The 17,890-nt window shown below is 72.9% G+C and carries 12 protein-coding genes and 1 pseudogene; 9 read left to right on the plus strand and 4 right to left on the minus strand.

What is annotated here, in order from left to right:
- Positions 1-13: 13 nt before the first annotated feature.
- On the minus strand, positions 14-841 hold the full coding sequence (locus tag ACZ4MF_RS27100) for an anti-sigma factor (RefSeq protein ID WP_467494507.1): 828 nt from the start codon (positions 839-841) through the stop codon (positions 14-16).
- Entirely contained in the window at positions 838-1,380 is a 543-nt protein-coding gene (locus tag ACZ4MF_RS27105; protein ID WP_467494562.1) for a sigma-70 family RNA polymerase sigma factor, read from the minus strand. Before ACZ4MF_RS27105 ends, ACZ4MF_RS27100 begins: the two co-directional genes overlap by 4 nt.
- A 217-nt stretch (positions 1,381-1,597) precedes the next feature.
- On the opposite strand from ACZ4MF_RS27105, the gene ACZ4MF_RS27110 reads away from it, so the two are divergent.
- The 4 genes from ACZ4MF_RS27110 to ACZ4MF_RS27125 all read left to right on the plus strand — a co-directional run bounded on the left by ACZ4MF_RS27110 (position 1,598) and on the right by ACZ4MF_RS27125 (position 7,786).
- Entirely contained in the window at positions 1,598-3,136 is a 1,539-nt protein-coding gene (locus ACZ4MF_RS27110) for a DUF4331 domain-containing protein (RefSeq protein WP_467494508.1), read from the plus strand.
- Between the two features lie 116 nt (positions 3,137-3,252).
- On the plus strand, positions 3,253-4,635 hold the full coding sequence (locus tag ACZ4MF_RS27115) for a tetratricopeptide repeat protein (RefSeq protein WP_467494509.1): 1,383 nt from the start codon (positions 3,253-3,255) through the stop codon (positions 4,633-4,635).
- Positions 4,632-6,107, plus strand: coding sequence for a nickel transporter (locus ACZ4MF_RS27120; RefSeq protein ID WP_467494510.1), 1,476 nt, complete (start codon positions 4,632-4,634; stop codon positions 6,105-6,107). Before ACZ4MF_RS27115 ends, ACZ4MF_RS27120 begins: the two co-directional genes overlap by 4 nt.
- Positions 6,108-6,151: 44 nt before the next feature.
- Entirely contained in the window at positions 6,152-7,786 is a 1,635-nt protein-coding gene (locus ACZ4MF_RS27125; protein ID WP_467494511.1) for a serine/threonine-protein kinase, read from the plus strand.
- A gap of 59 nt (positions 7,787-7,845) precedes the next feature.
- Here the strand turns inward: ACZ4MF_RS27125 and ACZ4MF_RS27130 are convergent, their stop codons facing one another.
- Positions 7,846-8,649, minus strand: a complete 804-nt coding sequence (locus tag ACZ4MF_RS27130) for an SGNH/GDSL hydrolase family protein (protein ID WP_467494512.1) — start codon at positions 8,647-8,649, stop codon at positions 7,846-7,848.
- 364 nt (positions 8,650-9,013) lie between these two features.
- Here ACZ4MF_RS27130 and ACZ4MF_RS27135 point away from each other — a divergent pair, with 364 nt between their 5' ends.
- From ACZ4MF_RS27135 to ACZ4MF_RS27155, 5 genes and pseudogenes are all read left to right on the plus strand, one after another.
- Positions 9,014-9,325, plus strand: a complete 312-nt coding sequence (locus tag ACZ4MF_RS27135; RefSeq protein ID WP_467494513.1) for a hypothetical protein — start codon at positions 9,014-9,016, stop codon at positions 9,323-9,325.
- 386 nt (positions 9,326-9,711) lie between these two features.
- On the plus strand, positions 9,712-10,533 hold the full coding sequence (locus ACZ4MF_RS27140) for a glycosyltransferase family 2 protein (RefSeq protein ID WP_071375857.1): 822 nt from the start codon (positions 9,712-9,714) through the stop codon (positions 10,531-10,533).
- A pseudogene (locus tag ACZ4MF_RS27145) lies at positions 10,530-11,513 on the plus strand (glycosyltransferase family 2 protein); the annotation flags it as partial. The gene ACZ4MF_RS27140 and the pseudogene ACZ4MF_RS27145, both read left to right, overlap by 4 nt.
- Positions 11,514-11,904: 391 nt before the next feature.
- Positions 11,905-12,714, plus strand: a complete 810-nt coding sequence (locus ACZ4MF_RS27150) for a polysaccharide deacetylase family protein (protein WP_467494514.1) — start codon at positions 11,905-11,907, stop codon at positions 12,712-12,714.
- Positions 12,707-16,390 carry a lipopolysaccharide biosynthesis protein gene (locus ACZ4MF_RS27155; protein WP_467494515.1) on the plus strand — a complete coding sequence of 1,228 codons (3,684 nt, stop codon included), beginning with the start codon at positions 12,707-12,709 and terminating at the stop codon, positions 16,388-16,390. Before ACZ4MF_RS27150 ends, ACZ4MF_RS27155 begins: the two co-directional genes overlap by 8 nt.
- A gap of 15 nt (positions 16,391-16,405) precedes the next feature.
- Here ACZ4MF_RS27155 and ACZ4MF_RS27160 read toward each other — a convergent pair whose 3' ends face one another.
- A complete protein-coding gene (locus ACZ4MF_RS27160; protein ID WP_467494516.1) occupies positions 16,406-17,824 on the minus strand; it encodes a GH39 family glycosyl hydrolase in 1,419 nt (472 codons plus the stop codon).
- Positions 17,825-17,890: the final 66 nt, after the last annotated feature.

Consider the following 17,890-nt stretch of genomic DNA (forward strand, 5'->3'; position numbering starts at 1 on the left):
CATCCCTCGATGACTACTCTCCGAATCCGACCGATTTCAGGGTGAGTTGGACAATGGGCTGGCCGGTGGGCTGCGCTGAGCCGCCGCCAGGCTCGACGGTTACGGCGAGTGACGTCGAGGAGGTCTCAAGCCCCTTGGCGATCAGCGGCGTGTCAGCCGTGAAGAGCCCGAGGGAGCGCGGTTGCGCATGGGGGCGCATCTGCCAGAGCTGGTGTACACGGCCGCCGGACGGGGTGCCGTATCCGCTGAGGGTGACGACGGCCTCCTGCTCCGAGGCGGAAGCGATCACTCCGATACCGCGGCCCCGAGCGTCCTTGCTGCTCGTGGCGCGGGCGTCGGGAGCGGCCAGAACGTGGGCGATCTCACGTGCCCGCACCTGCGCGGCGTCGAGCCGGCCCTGTGCGCGGTGCGCCTGGACCCCGAAGAGCGAGGCGACGACGAGGGCCGCCGCCGCGGTCGCCGTGGCGAGCGGCACGAACAGGGGGCGCGTGCGGGGCGTACGGGTGCGTCCCGGCGGCGGCTGGGTGCCCCAGACGTGCGGCGGCAGCCGGGGCGTGTGCTCCGCGCCCGACGCCGCGGCGGCCGGCGCCGGGGCCTGCGGTGTCGCGCGTACGGCGGCCAGCACCCGGTCCCGCAGGGCGGCCGGTGCCGGGGCCGCCGTGGACCAGGCGAGCCGCACGGCGTCCTCGGCCAGCGCCCGGGTCTCGGCGCCGCAGCGCTCGCAGTCGCGCAGATGCTTCTCGAACCGGCGCCGCTCGCCGGGTTCGAGGGCGTCGAGCGCGTACGGGGCAGCGAGGGAGTGCGGATCGCCGCGGCGCAGCAGCCTGCCGAGGATGCTCATGCGGCGCCTCCCAGGCACTGGCGCAGCCGGGTGAGTCCGTCGCGCATCCGCGTCTTGACCGTGCCGAGCGGCAGCGAGAGCCGCTCTGCGACCTCACGGTAGGTGTAGCCGTCGTAGTAGGCGAGGGTCACCGACTGGCGCTGGAGGTCCGTGAGCCGCTGCAGACAGCGGCGCACCCACTCCCGCTCCAGTCCCGCCTCGACCTCCTCGGCGACCTGGTCGAACGCCGGTTCCCCGGCGCGCAGTGCCTCCCGCTGCTCGCGTTCGCCGGCCGCGCGGGCGCTGCGCACCCGGTCGACAGCGCGGCGGTGGGCGAGGGTGAGGATCCAGGACAGCGCGCTGCCCCGGCCCGGATCGAACCGGGCAGCGGACCGCCAGGTCTCCAACAGCACCTCCTGGGCCACCTCCTCGGACTGGGCGGGGTCGCGCACCACCCGCCGGACGAGCCCGTACACCGGGCCGGACACCAGGGCGTACAGGTCCTCGAACGCCCGGTGATCGCCGCCCGCGACGAGCACGAGCAGCTCGTCCGCCTGTATGCGGGCCCCCTCGCCGTGGCCGCAGCCGGCCCCTCCCCGTGCTCCACGCATCCGCACGAACGCCCACCTCCCGCCGGTGATACGGATCAGCGGGCCGAAAACGCGGGTCGGAAGCCGCCCAAAACTTTTTTCCCGTCCGGCCAATCCGTCCCCCGCCCGGCTCCGAATGAGCGTCCGTCAAGGGCAAGTCGGCACCGAGGACGGACGGACAGACGGCATGACACCTCTTGTTTCCAGGCGCGGCCGGGGCCGCACGGGCCTGGTCACGCTCCTGTGCGGCGCGCTGGCGGCCGGCGGGCTCACCGCCGCGGGCGTCGCCGCGCTGGCCCCCGGGGCGGCCTCCGCCTCCTCCCACCGGGAGGCCCCGCTGATCTCGGGGACCCCGCAGTACGACAACACGGACCTGTACGCGTTCGTCAGCCCGGACAAGCCCGACACGACGACGATCGTGGCGAACTGGATCCCGTTCGAGGAGCCGGCGGGCGGGCCGAACTTCTACACGTTCGCCGACGACGCCCAGTACGACCTGCACATCGACAACAACGGCGACGCGCACGACGATCTGGTCTTCCGCTACACCTTCAGGACCCACACGAAGAACGGCAGGACGTTCCTCTACAACACCGGTGTCGTGAAGAGCCTCGACGACCCGAACCTCAACATCACGCAGACCTACGACATCGATCTGCTCCAGTTCAGGCACGGGCGGGTGGTCTCGCGCGCGAAGCTCGCGAACGACGTGCCGGTGGCGCCCTCCGACGTCGGCAAGGCGTCCATGCCGGACTACGCCAGACTGCGCGCCCAGGCGATCCACCGGACGAAGGGCGGCGGCACGACCTTCGCCGGGCAGGCGGACGACCCGTTCTTCGCCGACCTGCGCGTCTTCGACCTGCTGTACGGAGGCAACCTCAGCGAGGTCGGCAACGACACGCTCAAGGGCTACAACGTGAACACCATCGCCCTGCAGGTGCCCACCGCCCTGATCCGCGAGTCCGCGGGCCAGCCGGTGGTCGGCATCTGGTCCACCACCCAGCGCCGTAACGCGCAGGGCTACTACAGCCAGGTCTCCCGCCTGGGCAACCCGCTGGTGAACGAGGTCGTGAACCCGCAGAAGGACAAAGACAGGTTCAACGCCTCCCAGCCCGCCGACGACGGCCGGTTCCTGAACAACGTCATCCACCCCGAGCTGCCGAAGCTCATCGAGTCGATCTACAAGATCAAGGCGCCGAGCGAGCCGCGCAACGACCTGGTCGACGTGTTCCTCAAGGGGGTCAAGGGCCTCAACCAGCCGCCGAACGTGCGGCCTTCGGAGGAGCTGCGCCTGAACACGTCGATCAAGCCGAGCGCGCACCCCAAGCGGCTCGGCGTCCTGGACGGCGACAACGCGGGCTTCCCGAACGGCCGTCGGCTCGGCGACGACGTGGTGGACGAGGCGCTCCAGGTGATGGAGGGCGAACTGGTCGGCATGAAGAACGACTTGGGCGACGGGGTGAACGCGAACGACCAGACCTTCGAGAAGTCCTTCCCGTACGTCGCCGAGCCCACCTCCGGCTCGCGCGGCCCGCTCGCCAAGGGCACGAGCGCGGGCACGGACGTCCGCAGCCAGCTGGGCGACGCGCTCCAGCCGGCGGGCTCCTCCGGCGGCTCCGGCGACACGATGCTGATCGCCGCGTCGGCGGCGTCGGGCGCGGCCGGGATCCTGCTGCTCGGCACCGCCTTCGCCTGGTGGCGCCGCCGCCTGCAGCGCCCGTACTGACCCCGTCCCCACCCCAGACCGGCGCGGCCCGTATCCCCCCCCACGGCGGGCCGCGCCTCCCACCCCGTCGACGGAGCAGACGGGGAGCAGACGGAGCAAGGAGAGGCGGAGAGGCCATGAGCCCGCGCGCGAAGAACGAGAACGACACGGCCGCCGCCGACGAGCGGGGCGCCGCCGGGCGGCGGTGGCGAATCCTTCAACTCGGGGGCGCTGCCGTACTGTTGGCGACGGCGCTGACGGGCGGTGCGGTGGCCGTCGGCGCCGGCCGGGCGCCCGCGGCCGCGCCTGCCGCGTCCCGTGCCGTGGATCCCGGGCTCCTCGGCACCGGGAACCTGGACGCGAGCATCGCCTCGCTCCAGGCGCATCTGCGCACCCAACCCAAGGACGCCGGGAGTTGGGCCACGCTCGCCCTGGCCTATGTCGAGCAGGCGCGGACCAAGGGCGACCCGTCGCGGTACCCGCAGGCGGACCAGGCGCTGCGGCGCTCCCTGGCACTGGCGCCGGACAGCGACCAGGCGCTGGCCGGACGCGCCGCGCTCGCCGCCGCGCGGCACGACTTCGCGGGCGCGCTGACCTACGCGGACCGGGCGCTGCGGCAGAACCCGTACAGCGAACGCGCGTTGTGCTCCCGTGTCGACGCCCTGGTGGAGCTCGGCCGGTACGACGAGGCGGCGCGGGCGGCGGACACCGCCGACGCGCGCAGGCCGGGCGTGCCGGTGTTCACGCGGTACGCGTACGTGCACGAGCTGCGCGGGGACGTGCCGGGCGCACGCCGGGTCCTCCAGCAGGCGCTGTCCTCCGCCACCTCGCCCGGCGACATCGCCTACGTGGCCGCCCAGCTCGGCCAACTCGCCTGGAACCAGGGCGAGTACGGGACCGCGCTCGCGGAGTACGCGCGCGCCCTCGCCGCCGACGAGACCTACCTCCCCGCACTGGAGGGCCGGGCCCGGGCGCAGGCCGCGAGCGGTGACCGGGCCGCGGCGATCACGGGCATGGAGTCGGTGGTGTCCCGGTATCCGCTGCCCGCTCCGCTCGTCGAGCTGGGCGAGCTGTACGAGGCGCGCGGCGCGGCCGGGGACCGGGCCAGGGCGCGGGAGCAGTACGCGCTCGTGGACACCTGGGTCGCGCTGGCCCGCGCCAACGGCGTCGACGCCGACCTCGACACCGCGCTGGCCGCCGCCGACCACGGCGACAAGGCGGCCGCCCTGCGCGCCGCCCGCGCCGAGTGGGCCCGTCGGCACACCGTGCACACGGCGGACGCGCTCGCCTGGGCGCTGCACGTCAACGGCCGGGACGCCGAGGCCCTTTCCTACGCCCGTCGGGCCACCGCCACCGGCTACCGCAACGCCCTCTTCCTCTACCACCGCGGCGTGATCGAGGTGGCCACCGGCGACCGTGCGGCCGGCCGCGCCCTGCTGGCCTCGGCCCTGAAGCTGAACCCCGGTTTCTCCCCCGTGGGCGCGGCCGCGGCCCGCACGGCCCTGGAGGCCGCGAAGTGAGACCGCGTCTGCCGTTCGTCCTCGCCGCCGGGTGCGCGCTCGTGTTCCTGCCGGCCGCCGCCGCGAGCGCGCATCCGCTCGGCAACTTCACCGTCAACCGGTACGACGGACTCGTCCCGGCGCCGGGGCAGCTCCGGGTGGAGCACGTCGAGGACCTGGCCGAGATTCCGGCGACCCAGGCGAAGCCCGACATCGAGCGGCTGGGGACGGCTCGGTGGGCCCGGCAGCGCTGCGAGCGGGACGCCCGGGGCAGCGAGGTGAGCGTGGCCGGGCGCCGTGTCCCCCTCACCGTGCGGGACAGCCGGGCCACGCCACGGCCCGGCCAGGCGGGGCTCAACACCCTGCGGGTGGAATGCCGTTGGACCGCCCCGCTCCCCCGCACCGGGTCGCTCGCCCTCGGTTTCCGCGCCGACACGAACTGGTCCGGTCCCGGCTGGCGGGAGATCACGGCGCGCGGCGACCGGACGACGCTCACCGGCTCGGACGTGCCGAGGACGTCCGTCTCGCACGAACTGACCACGTATCCCAAGGACTTGCTGTCGTCTCCGGCCGACGTCTCCACCGCGTCGCTGCGGGTGCGTCCCGGCGGTCCCGCCCTCGCCGAGGAGCGGCCGGACGCCCCGGCCGCCTCCGTGCTGCCCCGGGGCGCCGACCGCTGGACGCGGGCCCTCGACGGTCTGGTGGCCCGCCATGACCTCACCGTCGGCTTCGCCGCCCTCGCGCTGCTCGTCGCGGTCGTCCTCGGCGCCCTGCACGCCCTCGCGCCGGGGCACGGCAAGACCCTGATGGCGGCCACCGCGGCGGCGCGCGGCGGCCGGGCCGGGCTCCGGGACGTACTGCCGCTGGCCGCGTCGGTCACCGTCACCCACACCCTCGGCGTCGTCGCCCTGGGCCTGCTCGTCACCGCCGGGTCCACCGCCACGCCCTCGGTGATCGCCTGGCTGGGCCTGGCGAGCGGGGCCCTGGTCCTGGCGGCGGGCGTGAACCTCGTACGCCGGGCACTGCGGAACCGGACACACGGCCACGAACACGCCCACACGCACCCTCATGACGGCCACGCCCACGGTGAGCACACCCACACCCACACCCACACCCACGGCGGTCACACCCACACCCACCCCACCGTGCCCACCCTGCGCGGCACGATCCTGCTCGGCTTCGCCGGGGGGCTCGTGCCCAGTCCGTCGGCCGTGGTCGTGCTCGTCGGCGCCGCCGCACTCGGCAAGGCCTGGTTCGGGCTGCTGCTCGTCGTCGCCTACGGCGCCGGGCTCGCGCTGACGCTCACCGCGGCCGGGGTCGCCGTGGTCCGGCTGGGCTCGGGGGCGTCCCGGGTGCTCGAACGGCGCCCGCGGTGGACCGCGCACCCCGTGAGCGCGCTCGTGCGCCGGAGCCTGCCGCTCGCCTCCGCGCTCACCGTCCTGGCCCTGGGCGCCGGATTGGTGCTCAAGGGGGCCGCAACAGCCCTCGGTTGAGCTACGTTTGTGGAGAAATCACGCGACATGCCTGGGGGGCGCTCGTGTCCGAAGATCCGGGCCGCGACCGTGTGATCGCGGGCCGCTACCGTCTGCTGTCCCCGCTGGGCGAGGGCGGCATGGGCACCGTGTGGCGGGCCCGGGACGAGGTGCTGCACCGAGAGGTGGCCGTCAAGGAGGTGCGCGCCCCGGCCGGGCTGTCCGCCTCCGACGTCGAGCGGATGTACGCCCGCCTGGAGCGGGAGGCGTGGGCCGCGGCCCGGGTCGCGAACCGCAACGTGGTCACGGTGTACGACGTGGCGATGGAGGGCGGCCGCCCCTGGATCGTGATGGAGCTGGTGCGCGGGCTGTCGCTCGCCGACCGGCTGGAGGCGGAGGGCCCGCTGGCACCGCAGGAGGCCGCGCACATCGGCGCCGAGGTGCTGTCCGCGCTGCGCGCCGCGCACGCGGCCGGGGTGCTGCACCGGGACGTGAAGCCGCCCAACGTGCTGCTCGCGAACGACGGCCGGGTGGTGCTGACCGACTTCGGGATCGCCTCGGTCGAGGGCAGCTCGGCGATCACCATGACCGGTGAGGTCGTCGGCTCGCCCGAGTTCCTGGCTCCGGAGCGTGCGCTCGGCCGCACCCCCGGCCCCGAGCCGGACCTGTGGTCGCTGGGCGTGCTGCTGTACGCGGCCGTCGAGGGCGTCTCCCCGTTCCGCTACGACACCCCGCTGAGCACCCTGCGGGCCGTGGTGGACGAGGAGTTGCCGCCGCCGCTGCGGGCAGGTCCGCTCGCGCCGGTGATCGCGGGCCTGCTGCGCAAGGACCCGGCCGGGCGGCTCGGTGCCGAGCGGGCGGAGCGGGAGCTGCGGCTCGTCGCGGCCGGGGGTACCCCCTCCGGAGGAGTGGCGCCCCGCCCGGAGCCGCCACCGGATCCGTCCGCGTACGCCCGGACCGTCGTGGCCCGGGAACCGTGGTCGCGGCAGCAGTCCTGGGCGCCCCAACCACCGCCCGCCACCACGCAGTCACCGCCCGACGAACCGGAACCCGGGCGCCGCCGCGGGGCGGTGGTCGCGCTGGTGGCGGGGCTGCTCGTGATCGTGGTCGCGCTGGCGGGGCTGGCGTACGCCCTGCTCAACCGTGACAACGGCGGGCACGGGAGCGACGGCGCGAGCGGCACGGGCGGTCCCCTGGTGAGCGGCAGCGCCCAGGCGCCCACGCACAGCGGCACGGACGCGGGCAACGGCACGCCGTCGGCCCCGCGCAGCGGCGCCTCGTCGTCGGCCCCGCCCGCTCAGTCGGTTCAGGTCACGCTGACCGGCGCGCACACGGCGTACTCCGGCCCCTGTCCGCCGCCGAGCGGACAGACGCCCGCGTTCACGGCGACGTTCACGGTGGGACGGGTGCCGGCGCAGGTGGCGTACCGGTGGGTGCTCGCGCACGGGTCGGTCGCGGATCCCGGCTGGCAGACGCTGTCGTTCGGGGCCGGTGACGGGACGCGCCGGCAGGTGCGGGTGACCCTGACGACGTACTCCCAGCACGGTTCGGCCGACAACGCGGTCAGCGTCGAGGTACGGGCCCCGGTGCGGGCCACGTCGAACGCGGTGCCGTTCTCGGTGAGCTGCGCGACGGCGACGGAGACCCCGTCGGGCGGGGCCTCCGCTTCCGCTTCGGACTCGTCCGGAACTTCACCCTGACGAGTGATCGGAACGGGTGACGTGCTGACGCGTGGATCACCCGTGCCGCGTACGGTCGGTTACGCGTTGTCGGTGAACGCCGGCAGATAGCCGCCGGAGTGGCCGGCCGCGGTGGGGTGGTACGACTCGGTGATGTCGAGCCAGTTCACGCTGTGCAGCCACGAGTCGCCGGAGCAGATCTCGTGGCTGGAGAAGGCCGAGCGGACGTCGGCGAAGACGAAGCCGTGCGCCGCGGCACGCGCTTGGATGGCGGTGTCCATGTAGTCGGCTGCGCCGTTGATCGCGGAGCGCTTGGTGTCGGACAGCCCGAGGCAGGTCTGGCCGAGCAGGTAGAAGCGGGGGTAACTGAGCACGACCACCCTGGCGTTCGGGGCCTTGGCGCTGATCTGGTTGTAGACGTTGTCGAGCTTGCCGGGGAGCGTGGAGTCGACGTACGCCTTGGCGGTGTTGATGCGGCTGATGCAGCTGCTGTCGGACTGGAGCACGCAGGTCGTCATGACGTCGGAGAACCCGGCGTCGTTGCCGCCGATGGTGATGGAGACCAGTGAGGTGCCGGAGTTCAGCGCGCCGAGCTGGTTGCCGAGGACGTCGTCCGTGGTGGCGCCGGAGCAGGCGTTGAAGGCGAACGACGACGGGGAGTGGGCCGCGTTCCACAGGTACGGGTACGCGTTGGTGCTGCGGTCACAGCTGCCGCTGGAGCCGATGTAGCTGCCCGCTCCCACTCCGGAGGAGTAGGAGTCACCGAGCGCCACATAGCCGCCGGTTGCCGCCGTCGAGGCCTGGGCCGCCGCGGCTCCGCCGAGTCCGAGTCCGGCGGCGAGGAGGAGCGAGGTCACGAATCCGAAAAGTCTGGAACGACTCATGGTGCCTCCCTATAGCAGGATCTCTGCCTACAACTGTGGTAACTCCTACGCGTGTTGACCGGAAGTGTTCATGCCAAGAACTTTTGAAGTCTGAACAAGATCAGCCGAAGAAGTTCACCGCACCGCATCTTGCGCGTGCATGCCAAGCGTGTTGACCGCGAGTCAACTCGGCCCCGGATCCCGTCTTGACGCCCCGCCCCGGCCTGCGCCACATTGAAGCCCGACATCCCGCGCGTCGGGGTCAAATCGGGGGGCACGGTCGCCAATGCAGACCTTACGCATCAAGTCACGTCCATCGGACGGCGCCACCGAGCAGCCCGAAGGGGCACGGCCAGGACCGGGGAGGGTCCTGTCGCCGCTGCTCATGGGGGCCGCGACCGCCGTCGCGGCGGTCGGCGCCCTGCTCGCCCTGACCGACTCCGGCTCACCGCTGCGCGGTCCGTGCACGCTGTTCTTCCTGCTCGCCGCGCCGGCCGCGGCCATCGCGGCGGCGCTGCGCGGGCTGGATCCGTACCCCCGGACGCTCGCCGCCCTTGCGGGCTCGGTCGTCCTCAACATGCTGGTGGCCCAGAGCATGCTGGCCGTGCACCGCTGGTCCGTCCACGGCGGGGTGATCGCCGTGACCGCACCGAGTCTGCTGCTGCTCCTGTGGGTTCTTCTACGTAAAAGTGAGTAACTCCGGCCAAAGTTATGCAACGGCCAAACCAACAGAAACGTGAGACTGATATCCAGGTCTTGCCATTCTGGTTCAATCGTCAATACCGTCATACGTCTCACCCGCATCGGTCCGTCAGCACACGGTTCAGGGGAGGGCTCAGGGCCGTGACGTTCCGGCGCGGGGCGCGGTAGGGGGGTGCCGTGCTCGGTGACCACAGCTGTGACCGAGTCGTGCCGCGCGACCGGCTGCCGTATTTCCCGGGCAGACCGGCCAGCTTTGCCAGCTCATCAACGTGCCCGGAGATCATTTCGCCGTACCGAAGATGAGTAACCCCCCTTTCGAACCGGACAGACAACCGGGCCACCCGGGGGTGGGTGGTCCACCGGACGAGAGGGAAAAGACCCATGAGTTCCGTTCTGCGCCCGCCGGCTTCGGGGCAAGATCCGTTAATCGCCGCGAACTACCGGCCCATCTCCTCTCACCTCGCGATCACTCCGCCGGTGAGCGTGGTGATTCCCGCCATGAATGAGGCGGAGAATCTGCCCTACGTCTTCAAGACCCTTCCGGACTGGATACACGAAGTCGTTCTGGTGGACGGCAATTCCACCGACGACACGGTCGAGGTGGCCCGGTCCCTGTGGCCCGGCGTCAGGGTCGTCGAACAGAGTGGCAAGGGCAAAGGGGATGCCCTGATCACCGGGTTCGAGGCCTGCCGGGGCGACATCATCGTGATGGTCGACGCGGACGGCTCGGCGGACGGCGGCGAGATCGTGTCGTACGTCTCCGCGCTCGTCTCCGGCGCCGACTTCGCCAAGGGCTCCCGCTTCGCCAACGGCGGCGGCACCGACGACATGACCTTCATCCGCAAGCTCGGCAACCGTGCGCTGTGCGCCGTGGTCAACCGCAAGTTCGGGGCGCGCTACACCGACCTGTGCTACGGCTACAACGCCTTCTGGCGGCACTGCCTCGACAAGATCGACCTCGACTGCACCGGCTTCGAGGTCGAGACGTTGATGAACATCAGAGTGGTCAAGGCGGGGCTCAAGGTCCAGGAGATACCGAGCCACGAGTACCTCCGCATCCACGGCACCAGCAACCTGCGCGCCGTACGCGACGGGTTCCGGGTGCTCCAGGTCATCCTGAAGGAGCGCTCCAACCGGCGTGAGCTGCGCCGCCAGGAACGCCACTCGCCGATGCTCGACGCGGTCCGGGGAGAGGTGTCTTGAGAGATCCCGACATCTCCGTCGTGATCTGCGTGTACACCGAGGACCGCTGGGAGGACATCCTCGCGGCGGTCTCCTCGGTGCGCGCGCAGTCGCGCCCGGCGCTGGAGACGCTCCTGGTCGTGGACCACAACCCGGCCCTGAAGGACCGGCTGGAGCGCGAGTACAAGGAGGAGTGCGAGCCGACCGGGAGCGTCCGCGTGCTGGCCAACGCGGGCCCGCGCGGCCTGTCCGCCGGCCGCAACACCGGCATCGCGGCGTCCCGCGGTGACGTGATCGCCTTCCTCGACGACGACGCCGTGGCCGAGCGGGACTGGCTGCGCCACTTCGCCGCCGGGTACGCCGACCCGCGCGTCATGGCGGTCGGCGGCCGTACGGTGCCGGTCTGGGCGTCGGGCCGGCGCCCGGACTGGTTCCCGGAGGAGTTCGACTGGGTGGTGGGCTGCACCTACAAGGGCCTGCCTGCCGGCCGGGTGCGGGTCCGCAACGTGCTCGGCGGAAACGCCTCGTTCCGGCGTACGGCCTTCGACGCGGCGGGCGGCTTCGCCACCGGCATCGGCCGCGACGGTGACCGCCGCCCGCTCGGCTGCGAGGAGACGGAGCTGTGCATCCGCCTCACCCGCGCCCGCCCCGACGCCGTCCTGCTCATCGACGACCGGGCGGTGATCCACCACCGGGTGCCCGCGCCCCGCGAGCACTTCGCCTACTTCCGCACCCGCGCCTACGCCGAGGGCCTGTCCAAGGCACTGGTCGCCCGCAGCGTCGGCGCGGGCAAGGGGCTGGAGTCCGAACGCCGGTACACCACCCGGGTGCTGCCCGCCGGGGTGGCTCGTGGTCTGCGGGACGCCCTGCTGGCCCGCCCGGGCGGCGCGGGCCGCGCGGCCGCCATCGTCGCGGGCGTGCTGAGCGCCGCCGGCGGCTACGCGGTGGGCAGCCTACGGGCGCGGCGCAACGGTACGACGTTCTCGGCGGCCCCGATCCAGGCGGCACCGTCCGCGCCTGCAACCCCACAGACACCCTCCACACCACCGGACAGGGCAACGCCGTCCACCCCGCCGGTCCGGGGGACGCTGTCCACGCCCCCGGTCCCGGGGGCACCGCCTGCACCGCCGGCCCAGGGGGCGCCGTCCGCACCGCCGGCCCAAGGCACGTCACCCGCGCCACCGGTCCAGCAGACGCCCTCCGCGCCACCGGCCCAAGGGACGCCGTCCGCGCCACCGGCCCAGACGACGCCACCCGCACCGCCAGTCCACGGGCCGCCACCCGTGCCACCGGCCCAGCAGGCACCCGCGCCACCGGCCCCCGGCGGCGCTCGGGCACACGGCGCTGCCGCAGAAGGCGGTCGGGCGCACGCCGGTTCGGCGGGGGGCACCGATGGATGAGTCGACCGTGCCCATCCTCATGTACCACTCCGTCGCCACCGCCCCCAACGACGCCACCCGGGCCCTGTCGGTCGCGCCGGAGGCGTTCGCGGAGCAGATGGCGCTGATCGGTGATCTGGGCCTGGCCCCGCTGACCACCGCCGGCCTCGCGGAGCGCTGGCGCACCGGCCGCCCGCTGCCCGCCCGGCCGGTGCTGATCACCTTCGACGACGGCTACGAGGGCGTGCACCGGCACGCGCTGCCCGTGCTCGCCAAGCACGGCTTCCCGGCCACGCTGTTCGTCTCCACCGGCTGGCTCCGGGGCGCGTACGACACCGGAGGCGGACTGGACACCATGCTCGACTGGCCCCAAGTGCGCGAACTGGCCGCCGCCGGCGTCGAGATCGGCGGCCACAGCCACACCCACCCGCAGCTCGACCAGCTCGGCGACGACGAGCTCCGTGCCGAGCTGGACCGCTGCACCGAGATCGTCGAGGGCGAACTCGGCGCCCGCCCGCTGTCGTTCGCCTACCCGTACGGCTACTCCAGCCGCCGGGTGCGCCGGGCGGTGCGGGCGAGCGGCTACGCCCAGGCCCTCGCCGTCGGCAACGCGCTCGCCCGCCGACGCCAGGGGCCGTACGCACTCGAACGGGTCACGGTCCGGCGCGGCACCACGGTCGAGGAGTTCGAGCGGCTGCTCCAGGGCCGTGCGATCGCCCGCACCTTCGCCGGGGACCGAGCCCTCACCAAGGGGTACGCCCTCGTCCGCAGAGCCCGCCAGATCCGCCAGGTCCGCCGGAAGGCCATGCGTTCCCGTGTCTGACACGACGACCACCACCGAGGCCACGACCAGCGCCGACGAGGCGCCCGGGGCGGGCCGGTCCCCGCGCGACGGCAGCCCGCTGTTCCGCAATGCCTACGCGCTGATGCTCAACACCGGCATCAGCGCCGTCCTCGGGCTGGGCTTCTGGCTGGCCGCGGCGCGCTACTACTCCGAGTCGGCGGTCGGGCAGGGCTCGGCCGCCATCGCCGCGATGAAGTTCCTCGCCGGACTGACCGCGGTCACCCTGACCGGTGCCCTCGCCCGCTTCATCCCGGTGTCCGGGAAACGCACCGGCACGATCATCCTCCGTACGTACGCGGGCAGTTCGCTGGTGGTGGCGGTCGCGGCCGGCGTCTTCCTGCTGACCCTGGACTCCTGGGGACCGTCCTACCGGTTCCTGCACGGCACGCTGCACGGGCTCGGTTTCGTCGTGGCCGTCATGGCCTGGAACCTGCTCACGCTCCAGGACGGTGTGCTGACCGGGCTGCGCAGCGCGACCTGGGTGCCGGTGGGCAACACCGTGTTCTCGGCCGTGAAGCTGGCCCTGCTCGCCGCGTTCGCCGTCGCCATACCCGCCACCGGTGTCTTCGTCTCCTGGGTGGCCGCCATCGCCACCTCGGTCGTGCCGCTGGGCTGGCTGGTGTTCCGGCGGCTGGTGCCCCGGCACGTCAGGGCGACCGAGGGCCGCACCGAACCGCCCACGCTGCGACAGGTCGGCCGGTTCCTGGCCGGGGACTACACCGGCTCGCTGTTCTCGCTCGCGGTGATCTACCTCGTCCCGGTGATCGTCGCCTCGCAGGTCAGCTCGGCGCAGAACGCGTACTTCTACATCGCCACCACCATCGGCGGCACGACCGACCTGCTCGCCATCAACATGGGCGCCTCCCTCACCGTCGAGGGCTCGCACGACCCGGACCGGCTGGCCGCCCACACCCGGGCGGCGCTGCGGCGGATGGCCCGGATCATGCTGCCGATCGCCGCCGTCCTGATCGTCGGCGCGCCCTGGATCCTCGGCGTGTTCGGCGCGGGCTACGCGGACGCGGCGACCCCGCTGCTGCGCTGGCTCGCGGTCGGCTCGGTGCTGCGGGTCGTGATCGAGACGTACTTCGCGGTGCTGCGCGCGCGCAGCCGCACCGGCGGACTCGCCCTGTTCCAGGGCCTGTTGTGCGCTCTGGTGCTGGGGGCGACCCTGCTGCTCCTGTCCCGGATGGGGCTGACCGGCGCGGGCGTCGCCGAGGCCGGCAGTCTCGCGGTGATCGCCGCGCTCGCCGCGCCGCGGCTGTGGCGGACGATCCGGAGCGCCCCCGACGCCGCGGCCGACGCGGCCTCACCCGACGGGGACCTCGCCGACCTGGGCCCGCGCGAGGTCCCGGCCGCCGGCGTCACGACGCGCCGGCCCGGTCCGGCCTGGGCGCTGGACTCGGACACCCTCGCCCTCGGCATCCACGTCGACTTCGACCACGCCGAGCGCCGTCCCGACGTCCGCCCGGGCCCGGGCACCCCGCCCACGGGCACGCCGCTGCCGCGGGAGGCGGCGGCGGCGGTCGACGCGCCGTCCACGGCGGGGGGACCGGACACGTCCCTGGCCGCCGAACGCGCCGTACCGGACGAGGAAGAGGCCCCTGAGGAGCACGCGGCGCACGGGCCGCTCACGCAACGTCTGTTGCCCACCCGCTCCGGAGTCGTCCTCGGCTGTCTGCTGATCGCCGCCCTGCTGCTGTACTGGGTGCCCGCGCTGCGGCTCGGCGAGGCGGACCTGGACCGGATGGGCGGGCTCGGGCTGGTCTCGGTGCTGCCGCTGCCGACCCTGGCCGGGGCCGCTCTGCTGGTCACGGTATTCGCCGCGCTGCTGTGGCTGCGCCGCGAACACCGGGCGCTGCTGCTGCTCACCCTGCTGGCGACGGTCGTGTCACTGCACGCCCTGCCCGCCGTGCTCGAAACCGAGCCGCGCTTCCCCACGGCGTGGCAGCACCTCGGCTTCCTCGACTACATCGACCGCACCGGCTCCGCCGTACCCGACCTGGACGCCCGCTGGAGCTGGCCCGGGTTCTTCGCGGTCGCCGCGTTCGTCGGCCGGGCCTGCGGGGTCACGGACTTCACCGAGGTCATCCGCTGGTGGCCGACCGCCGTCCAACTCGCCTATCTGGCCCCGATGTTCCTGCTCACCCGGTCGATGCGGGCGAGCTGGCGGGCGAAGTGGACCGGCGTCTGGCTGTTCGTGCTGTGCGGCTGGGTCGGCCAGGACTACTTCTCCCCGCAGGGCTTCACCTATCTGCTGTACCTGATGTTCGTGGCGATCCTGCTGGTCTGGTTCCGGTCGCCGCGCGTGATCTGGACGGCGTACCGGCCCGGCGAGGCCGAGCCGGCACCGGCCGACCGGCAGCAGCGGTCCGTCCTGCTCCTGGTGTTGATCGGCCTGTACGCGGCGAGCGTGCCCGCGCACCAGCTCACCCCGTTCGTCATGCTCGGCGTGCTCGCGGCCCTGGTCCTGCTCGGCCGCTCCGAACTGCGCGGCCTGCCCCTGCTGTTCGGGGTCCTGGCCGCGGTATGGCTCGGCTTCATGGCCGAACCGTACTGGTCCGGGCACTTCAACGATCTGTTCGGCGGGGTCGGCGGGGTCGGCAGCAATGTGTCGACCTCCGTCTCCGGCCGTATCCAGGGCGGCAGTTCGAGCCACAAGCTGGTGCTGTACGTCCGCGTGCTGCTGGCCGGCTCGGTGCTGGCGTTCGCCTGCTGGGGCTGGTGGCGCCGGCGCATCCACCGCTACCGCGAACGCTCCCTGCTGGTCCTCACCTTCGTGCCGTTCCTCGGCTTCGGCATGCAGTCGTACGGCGGCGAGATGGCGCTGCGCGTCTTCATGTTCGCGGTGCCGGGCGCGGCCCTGCTCGGCGCCCTCGCCCTCTTCCCGCGCACCGGCGTCACGGCGAAGGAGCGCGCGAAGGACCGGGTGAGCCTCGCCCCGCCGGCCGCGCTGCTCGCCGGGCTGCTGCTGATGGGCGGCTTCCTGGTGGCCCGCTGGGGCAACGAGACGTTCGAGCGGACCCGGCCCGGCGAGGTCGCGGCGATGAACTGGGTGTACGCCCACGACAGGCCGACGGTCCGCCTCCTGTGGCTGACGCAGGACACGGTCAACGACGTGACCCCGGCACTGCCGTGGGGCGCGAAGGACATGGAGCGCGTGAACTACGTGCCCACGCTGGCCCCGACCGACCCGGTGCTGGTGTCGGGCCTGGTCAAGTCGTTGAAGGACGCGGGCCCGAACTCGTATCTGATGATCAACCGCAGTCAGGTCACCTATCTCCAGCTGGACGCGGGCTACCCCGTGTCCTGGGAGCGGCGGCTGGTCGAGAACCTGGACGACCGGCAGGAGCTGACGAAGGCCTACGTCAACGACGACGTCACCGTGTACGCGATGCGGCAGCGGCCGGCGGGCGCGGTGCCGAAGCCGGACCCGGGGCCGACCGGGCCGATCGTGACCTGGACCCCGTGGTCGGTGGTCGGCGCGCTGGCCGCCGTCCTGCTGGTCCTGCTGCTGGCCGCACGCGAGGTCGCACGCGTCGCGATGCGTCCGGGCGTACGGCAACTGCGCCTGTTGCAGGGCTCGTTCTGGTTCTCGTTGCCGCTGCTGGCGGTGGTGCTGGCCGCGCTGGTGCAGCGGTTCCTGACCATGAAGTGAGGGTGGCTCGGCCGTTCAGCGGTCGAGCCACTTCACCTCGTACGGCCCCATGCCGAACCGTTTGCCGTCGATCCGCACGCTGATCGGCCGGTTCCGCGTGTTGACCACGAGGACGGTCCTGTCGCTCGCCAGGACACGGACGTTCGGCACGTCGTCCGCGGCGACCGGCACGTCCTCGTACCGCGTGCCCGGCGGGAAGGCCCTGGCGAACCGGGACACCAGGTCGTACATGGGCAGTTCGCGGCCGCCGGCGGCGCTGTCGGTCGGCGTCCACAGGCAGCCGGCGCAGCCGCTGCCGGACTTGCCCTCCGGGTTCCAGTAGAAGCCGGAGTCGGCGCCGCCCCGCACCAGTGCGATCATGCCGGTGGCCTGCGCGGCGACGCGGTGCGGTTCGGTCCAACCGGTGCGGTTGCCGTTGCCGTCGCCGGGCTCGACGTAGTACTCGGCCCACCACAGCGGCAGGTCGTGGGTCTGCCGCCGGATCCACGCGCCGACCGCGGTGAACTTGCCGGTGGCCGCGAACTCGTCCGGCAGCAGGTCGTCGTCGCGGGTGTAGCTGGAGCCGTCGACCACGGTGAAGTCGGCGCCCGCCTTGTGGGCGTTCCAGTAGGAGAAGGCGTCCAGCACCCGCTGGTCCATGGCGCCCCACGGACCCCTCACCGCGGCGGAGGCGTTCTGGTCCCTGGGGTCGACGCTGTCCATGACGAGGTACGGCCCGCCGACCATGATGTCCTTGTCGACCTTCTTCAGCGCCGTGTGCACGAGGTTGTACAGGGTGGTGTAACCCTCGTAGTCCCAGCGGGACTTGGCGTCGTTCCAGAAGCCCTTGAACTCGTTCCAGACGATGAAGTGCTTCACGTCCGGGTAGCGCCGGGCGACGGTCGCGGCGAGGTCGGCGTAGTCCTGGTAGTGGTCGGGGGTGGGGGCGGTCTCCAGGGCGGACCGGCTCCAGTTCGTGTTGCCGACCCCGGCCCGCCCGCCCTTCATCCAGTCCGGGGCGCAGCACAGGGTGATCACCGGGGTGCCGCCGGAGGCCCGCATGAAGTCGATCCGCCGGTCCAGGGCACCGAAGTCGTAGTGCCCCTGGACCGGTTCGGGGTTGTCCGCGCCCCAGCCCATGACGGCCTGGTTCTGCGCCAGTCCGCGGTTCTGCGTGAGCAGTCGCTCCACGCGCGTGGTGGCCGCGCCGGCGCCCTGGTCGGCGCTGTACTGGGTGTGTGTGAAGCCCCAGCCGACGTACGGCTCCGGTGCCGCGCTCGGCCGGGCCGGAGTGCCGTGCACCGTGGCGCCGTCGCGGGTGGTGCCGGTCGTGCCGGGACCGCCGGACAGCGTGCTGACGAGGGTCACCACCAGGGCCAGCGCGACCGCGCCGACGCCGAGCAGGGCGGTGAGCCGCCACCGCCGAGTATCCGAATCCCACCCATGACGTCCCATCAAGGACAACAGTAACGGCGGAGGGCATCCGTCCGGCGGGAGTTCGCGACACCCGCGACGGCCCTT

This window comes from Streptomyces sp. NPDC025793 (assembly GCF_055558375.1).

Coding starts and splice junctions, on each gene's coding strand:
- ACZ4MF_RS27100 (WP_467494507.1), bottom strand. CDS start 841: ATGAGCATCCTCGGCAGGCTGCTGCGCCGCGGCGATCCGCACTCCCTC.
- ACZ4MF_RS27110 (WP_467494508.1), top strand. CDS start 1,598: ATGACACCTCTTGTTTCCAGGCGCGGCCGGGGCCGCACGGGCCTGGTC.
- ACZ4MF_RS27115 (WP_467494509.1), top strand. CDS start 3,253: ATGAGCCCGCGCGCGAAGAACGAGAACGACACGGCCGCCGCCGACGAG.
- ACZ4MF_RS27130 (WP_467494512.1), bottom strand. CDS start 8,649: ATGAGTCGTTCCAGACTTTTCGGATTCGTGACCTCGCTCCTCCTCGCC.
- ACZ4MF_RS27135 (WP_467494513.1), top strand. CDS start 9,014: ATGGGGGCCGCGACCGCCGTCGCGGCGGTCGGCGCCCTGCTCGCCCTG.
- ACZ4MF_RS27140 (WP_071375857.1), top strand. CDS start 9,712: ATGAGTTCCGTTCTGCGCCCGCCGGCTTCGGGGCAAGATCCGTTAATC.
- ACZ4MF_RS27150 (WP_467494514.1), top strand. CDS start 11,905: ATGGATGAGTCGACCGTGCCCATCCTCATGTACCACTCCGTCGCCACC.
- ACZ4MF_RS27160 (WP_467494516.1), bottom strand. CDS start 17,824: ATGGGACGTCATGGGTGGGATTCGGATACTCGGCGGTGGCGGCTCACC.